Raw genomic sequence first — 6,986 nt, 5'->3', positions numbered from 1 at the left:
GTTTGGATTGCAACGGCTGAAATGGTCGTCTGTATAGGTGCCTTCAGAGATGACCATCCCAAATCCCCCTGCGGCAAAGTTTTCATAGTAGCCCGCCATCAGGTCATTTGGCTCACCAGATGTTTCGGCGCTGTTGCGGGTCATAGGGGCTACAGCCAACCTGTTTTTTAAATTTAGTTTACCCTTATTTAATGAAGAGAAGATATGATGTTTCATAGTGTAGATTTTGTATTACGTTTTCCAAAAAAATGATCTGCTGCATATTTGCCGCCACCACTGATTACCAGCGAAAGCGCCATACCCATCATCAGCAAGTCAAACTCAAAGCCTTCAAAACCAGGAGGATTTGTCCCAAACCAATCCATAAAAAATCCTGCGTGCCAGTGGTGGGTAATGGTAATGCCTGTAAAAAGAAGTATAGTCACTCCGCTTAGTATTCGGGTTGCAAGCCCCAGTACAATTGCTATGGAACCGAAGAATTCCATCATAATGACCAGAAACCCGATCAGCGCAGGCAGATGCACAGTCTCTGTAAAATAATGCATGGTACGCTCAAATCCATGGCCGTTAAATGAACCCAGTAATTTCTGAGCGCCATGCGGCCAAAGTATCAGGCCTAAAGTCAAACGGAGGATCAGCGGCGCATAATTATCAGAAGCCGGTAACTTCTTTGTGTTTTTATTAAGCATAACTTATGTTTTTTACGCAACAAAGTTCCTGGCTTAAGATTTCAATCTCATGAAACCAGGTTAATAAAAACAGTTCTGCTTAATCCATTCACTTTCGTACCGACCTTCTCCTGATCTTGCTGAGGAATTGGGGACTGATGCCCAAATAGGAGGCGATCAGGTACTGAGGCACACGGTTTTGAAATCCGGGATAACGCTTTAGAAAAGTGCTGTACCGTTCCTCTGCGGTAGCACTGATTTGGTCCATGTTTCTGGATTGCAGGGAGACGAATGCATTCTGAAACAAAATTCTGTAATATCTTTCCATTCCCCTGATGGTATTGAGTAAATGCTCGAGATCAGGTTTAAAGATCTGAAGAATCTGGCTGTCCTCCAGGGCGGTTATGGTATAAATGGAGGGTTTTTCGCTTAAAAAACTGTAAAAATCACTGATATACCAGTTTTCCACACCAAAGCTGGCAACATGTTCTGCACCAAGGCTATCCACATAAGACATCTTGAAGCATCCGTTGAGGATAAAAGTTTCATGCCTGCAGATTTCACCGTGTCTCAGGATATTTTCATGTTTCCGAATAGTTTTTGGCTTGAATGCCCCCAGGATGATCTCTGCTTCATCCTGGTCAATATCTGCATGCGCATAAATATGTTTGAGCAATTCTGCGGTCATTATTTGTCCTTTATAGAACAAATATAACCAGTCTGCTAAAACAATTAGATATTTCGGGCGGTCATCTCATTTACCAGGTACAAAAAGTACCGCATCGGCTACTACGGCACCCTCTGATCCTTTTGCTGTGATCTCAACATAGGCCTTTTTACCTGAGTTTAAGGAATACGTTCCCAAACTAACCCACTCTCCTGAAGTTTGGCCAACCACCTTAACCTCTGCATCTTTTATCAAAACCGCTCTGGTACTAGTGCCGTCATAAACATTGATGACCGTAACCGCAGCCGCATTTTTTAACTTCGGATAATAAGTATACAGCTCGTACATTCCTTTTTTAGAAATCTCCGGTCTGTATCTGATTGACTTCGGACTTGAAGAAGTGGAGTCTGCAAGAATATAATCAGGTCCATAACCTCCATGCTTATGTACAGTCCAGTTTCCTTTTTTCTCGATTTTGGTGGCATCACTGTTGTCTACCAGAATTTCAGGCGCACTGCCATCTTCAAGCGGATTTCTTTTTAGCTGTGCCTGGATCTGTGAAACATCTACTTTTTGTACAGTCTGCTTATTGTCTATAGCTTTTGCCGCGGCAACTGCTGCAGATTGCCCTAAAACCATAAACACAGGTTCCATACGGATAGAACCATAGGCAATATGGCTGGCAGAAAGGCAAACCGGAACCAAAAGGTTACCCGCTTCGCTTTCTTTAGGAATAATTGCACGATATGAAATTGGATACGGGCCAAAGCCTCCCTCTTCGACATTTCCTTCGTTTTTTACCATTCCGTTTACGATCAGTCGATTGCAATTGTGAGAATCCATGGTATAAGCGGCCACACCAACGCCATCGGTGACCAGCTCTCTTCCCTGGCAATGGTGCTGCGTCATGACCAATTCCCCAATCATTCTTCTGGCTTCTCTAACGTAAAGCTGATGCGACCAGTTTCCCATATCTGTATACTCGTCTTTAGGGTATCCCCATTTATTAAGCTCTGCCCTGATGTGCGAAGCCACACGGGGATCATTGCCTACAAAATAGAGCAGGCCCTTGGTATAATCAATATGCGCTTTCCATATCTCAGCTCTTTTTTGATAGCCTGCATCAGGGTATTCCCAGTTCATTCCAATCATATCTGTAGAGAAGCCGTTTCTGTTGTTGATGTCGGTTTTTCCATTTGGCATACCGCTCCATATAAAACCATCTTGCAAGGATTTCCACGGCCTTTTTTCCATTTGTCTTAATAACAATTCATAACTTTCAGGCTGATAGTTCTCCGGTTTGGTGATAGGGATCAGGTTGTCCTTATTATTGGTTAAGCAGATCCGAAAGTTATAAGCCTGTACTTTTTTATCTCCCGTTCCGTCTTTTTCCAAAACTCCCGGGTTAATTCCCCAAAGAAGGCCGCTTGACGGATCACCCGGGGTTTTGTAAGGGTCTATTCCGTCCGGAAGCTGGTGCCCTTTCATCAATTGCACACCGTTGAAGCTTTCCTTGTACAAATCGTTTGCTTCTCTGCCTACGGTATACGAAACCCCTGCCTTTGCCATCAGATCTCCCTCATAGGAGCAATCAATAAACATTTTAGCTTTAACCTTATTGTTTGATGTTTCCTTTTTTGTGCTTTCGAGTGTTATTTCGCTGATCAGGTTTCCGTCCTTGACAACTGCTGTTAAACGGTTTTGGTACAAGACTTCTACTTTAGCCCTTTTGATGTAATCAAGAAACAGGTTCTCGGCAACATGGGGTTCAAACACCCATTGCTCAAATTTGCTGTAATGCTGCCCTATCCTTCTATAGAAATCAAGTGCTAAACCGCTGATGGCATATTTATTGCCAATATCGGTAAGACCTAACCCACCGGAACTCATTCCCCCCAGATGTGTCCCGGGTTCAATTAGCAGCACTGTTTTGCCTAGCTTTGCCGCGGTATAGGCGGCAATTACACCTGAAGAAGTTCCTCCGTAGATGCAGATATCATAATCTTTCCTGGCGGGTTGCTGGCCATACAACTGCTGAAATGAAGAAATTACTAAAAGGGGCATCAATAGATAGAAAAAAATATTTTTCATAATTTATATTTTAAAGAGATAAGGATAATAAGGGGGTACCCCCTTAAGGATACCCCTGAGGCATTAATAATTAGGGTTCTGAATTAATTTAGTATTGGTGACCACCTCTATATTGGGAATTGGCCAAAGGTAATCCCGGTCTTTATTGAAAGTGCGTATTTCTATTACCCTCATATCTGCACGATTAGGTACAGCAGAATAATCAGCCAAACCGTTCTCGTCGATCTGAGGCGCAGCTGCAACCAGCCCTTTCTGTACCCTTCCGTAGAAGTTTCCGGTCATGGCTTTCTCAGCGATATTCCATCTGCGCAGATCCGTTTGCCTGAAACCTTCCATGGCCAGTTCATAAAGGCGTTCTTTACGGACCAGGCTGCGAAACTCTGCTGGTGTTTTACCTGATGCAATGGCTGGCATATTTACACTTGGCCGCTGCCTTACCAGATTAATGGCATCGTAGGCCGACTGATCTAACTGATTGAGTTCGTTTTTAGCTTCAGCATAGATCAGCAGGATTTCGGCATATCGGATCTGGATTACGTTCAATTCTGAATTGGAGCGGTCAGGTTTGTCGGCCAGATCTACATATTTTCGCCAGCAATAACCGGTAAAGGTTGCAAAGGCATTAATGGCTTCCTGGTTGTCGACACGTTTCGCCGGTGTGGTATCGTAATTCCAGCATTTTAAACTGTCTCTGTGAGTTTCGAACTGGTAATTGAAGTAAATTGATCCGGGTAATGCGATGGTAAATCCAAGTCTTGGATCTCTGTTCTTGTATGGATCTTTAGGATCAAAGAGTGGAGATTCATCTATATTCAATCCATCGGTGCATGGATAGGCATCTACAAGCGATTGTGATGGTACTTTGTTTGAGAATCCTTGCCCGTTCCTGGATAAAAGCGCAGTAGGCGTAGCATGGGTCTTGGTTTTTGAGGCACGAAGGTATTGAAATGCCCAGATGATCTCGTTGGAATTTTGCCCCGCATAACTAAACAAAGCTCCAAAATCGTTGTGCAGTGTATAGGTTTTTAGGTCCATTACGGTTTTCGCTGCGTCGGCAGCATCCTGCCACTTTCCATTATTTAATGCAGTGCGGGCTTTAGTAGCTAGCGCTGCACCTTTTGTAGCACGGCCAACATCAGCTCCAGTATAGCTATTTGGTAAATCCGGGGCTGCTTCCGTTAGCTCTTTCATGATAAAATCGGCCAGTTCAGCTTTTGGGGTTTTGGGAATCTGGGTATCTTCGAGCTTTAACATTTTAGTAACCAGTGGTACACCGCCAAAGTAATCGATAAGATACTGATAGGTATAAGCGCGGATGAAACGGGCTTCGGCCTTTGATCGGTTGAATATTGCCGGAGTAGTTTTGTCCTTTACTTTGTCAAGATTATCCAGAATGAAATTACATTTTGCAATTACTTTGTATGCCTCTTTCCAGATATCTTTTGCATAAGTATTGTTGCTGTCCTGGTTCCCTTTCCCTATACTCTGTAAAGCACTATTGTTACGGTCCCAGCCGATATCGGTTCCATCATCTATAGTAAGATTGAGTGGCATACCGTCAAGCGGAGTATAGGCTGCGTATTTGTACAAGCCGTTAACAGCGAGAAGGAGTTCTTCCTGATTGGCGAAAAAAGTTTCATCTGAAGGGCCTGACAAGGGGCTTTTATCCAGGTATCCTTTTTGACATGAAGGTGCAACTGTTGCTAAAACAACAGCCAGCATAATAAGGTATATATTTTTTTTCATCTGTCTTATCGTTAAAATGTGACCTCTAAACCAAAACTGTATAATTTAACCTGGGGATAGATATTGCCTGCGCCCACCGGTGCTTCTACATCATATCCGCTAAGAAAGCGGTCAAATGAGGCGACATTAGAACCGTTTGCAAAAACCCTAAGGCGGTTGATGCTCAGTTTCTTTGTCAGGTTAGCCGGTAAAGTATAACCCAGCTGGATGTTTTTGATGCGTAAATATGATGCATCTCTTAACCAGAAGGTAGATGCCTGCTCATTATTCGACTCACCAAAAGCCAGTCGCGGGTATTCCGCATTAGGGTTTTCCGGCGTCCACCGGTCTTTATTTTCCTCTCTGATCGTTCCCCCAAGTGCCCCGCCTACATTGAATGGCAAAACACCCGGGCCATTTACATAACCATTAGCCTTGCCTACACCCTGTAATAGTACTGCAAGATCAAAGCCTTTATATGAGGCTCCTATGCTTGAGGCAAAAGTGAGCCTTGGAATGGTACTGCCCATGATGATCTTGTCACTTTCATTGATCAGACCGTCGCCATTTTGATCTTTGTATTTAATATCACCGGCTTTAGTTGTGCCAAACTGCTTTGCATGAGCAACGGCTTCCCCATCGGATGCAAAAAAACCTTGTGCTTCGTACCCAAAAAGAGAATTGATAGCATGGCCTTCACGGTTTACAGTTAGATTAACCGTCTGGTTAATGCCCTTCATGTCTACTATCGTATTTTTTACGTCAGACAAGTTGAAACTCACATTATAATTGAAATCTTTGACATTTCCTTTGTAGGCTATGCCCAGTTCCCAGCCTTTGTTATCCACGGTTCCTGCATTTTGAAAGGGTGCAATCAGACCAATAAGGAGTGGAACATCAAGCTGCAGAAGTATATCCCTGGTGCGCCTTTGATAATAATCGGCTGTGATGCTCAAATTGTTGAAAATGGTTAGATCGAGACCAATATTCTTTTCCTCGGTAGTTTCCCAGGAAATGTTTTTGTTGGCCATGGCACTTAATGTTGCTGTATTGGTGATTTGTTTGCCCAAAGCCGTAGATTCAAACATAAGTGCAGTTATAGAAGGATAAATTCCAATATTCTGGTTGCCAAGCCTTCCCCAGGAAAGTCTCAATTTGGCTTCATTGATGATATTTTTTAATCCATTAAAAAACCCTTCTTCCGAAATTCTCCATCCTGCTGATGCCGAAGGGAAAAATCCATACTTGTTTCCATCAGCAAAACGAGAAGATCCATCGTAACGTGCGTTAAGCTCCAGCAGGTATTTTCCTTTGTAGCTGTAGTTTAATCTGCTAAATAGCGATTGCAATGCCCATTCCTCTGCACTTCCCTTAGCTGTTTGATTTAAAGCAGAACCTCCATCCAGTATTGGATAGTCCGGAAGTATATAAGTGTCTCTGTATCCGGACATCCATTCTGAATAATAATCTTCTCTGGACCCTCCTATGAGAAATTTAAGGCTATGATCATTAAAGGTTTTGCTTGCTGTAACTGTAGCACGCATGTTGTTAAAAAAAGACTGCGTTTGAGACTGATTGAGGGATGTCAATGCCGGAGTAAGGAAACTTGGACTGCCATTGGGTAAATAAGACTGGATTGCTTTCTTGAATCTATTATTAGATGACAGTGCATATTTCGGAGCATAAGCTGCCTCTGCCTCCAGCCATTCAACCGGCTTGTAGTTAACAGTAGCGTTAATGCTTCCAAACGGGGCCCTTAGTCTATACGTACCCCCATCTCTGCTTACCGAGATTGGATTTGTACCGTTCCAACCCACTCCCCATTGGCCGCCTTC

The 6,986-nt window shown here is 43.3% G+C and carries 5 protein-coding genes and 1 pseudogene; all 6 read right to left on the bottom strand.

Annotated elements, in window-relative coordinates:
- Positions 1–216: pseudogene (locus VK541_RS02875) on the bottom strand (12-oxophytodienoate reductase); the annotation flags it as partial.
- Positions 213–689 carry a DoxX family protein gene (locus VK541_RS02870; RefSeq protein WP_324366740.1) on the bottom strand — a complete coding sequence of 159 codons (477 nt, stop codon included), beginning with the start codon at positions 687–689 and terminating at the stop codon, positions 213–215. The gene VK541_RS02870 and the pseudogene VK541_RS02875, both read right to left, overlap by 4 nt.
- An 88-nt stretch (positions 690–777) precedes the next feature.
- Entirely contained in the window at positions 778–1,356 is a 579-nt protein-coding gene (locus VK541_RS02865) for a Crp/Fnr family transcriptional regulator (RefSeq protein ID WP_324366738.1), read from the bottom strand.
- Between the two features lie 66 nt (positions 1,357–1,422).
- Positions 1,423–3,426 carry an FAD-dependent oxidoreductase gene (locus tag VK541_RS02860; protein ID WP_324366737.1) on the bottom strand — a complete coding sequence of 668 codons (2,004 nt, stop codon included), beginning with the start codon at positions 3,424–3,426 and terminating at the stop codon, positions 1,423–1,425.
- Positions 3,427–3,489: 63 nt separating this feature from the next.
- Entirely contained in the window at positions 3,490–5,172 is a 1,683-nt protein-coding gene (locus VK541_RS02855; RefSeq protein WP_324366734.1) for a RagB/SusD family nutrient uptake outer membrane protein, read from the bottom strand.
- 11 nt (positions 5,173–5,183) lie between these two features.
- The coding region (locus VK541_RS02850; protein WP_324366732.1) for a SusC/RagA family TonB-linked outer membrane protein at positions 5,184–6,986 on the bottom strand (1,803 nt) is incomplete at its 5' end.

Source organism: Pedobacter sp. (assembly GCF_035317785.1).
Taxonomy (GTDB): Bacteria; Bacteroidota; Bacteroidia; order Sphingobacteriales; family Sphingobacteriaceae; genus Pedobacter.
Note: the sequence above shows the minus strand (reverse complement) of the source record. Positions and strands in the feature narration are given on the sequence as shown.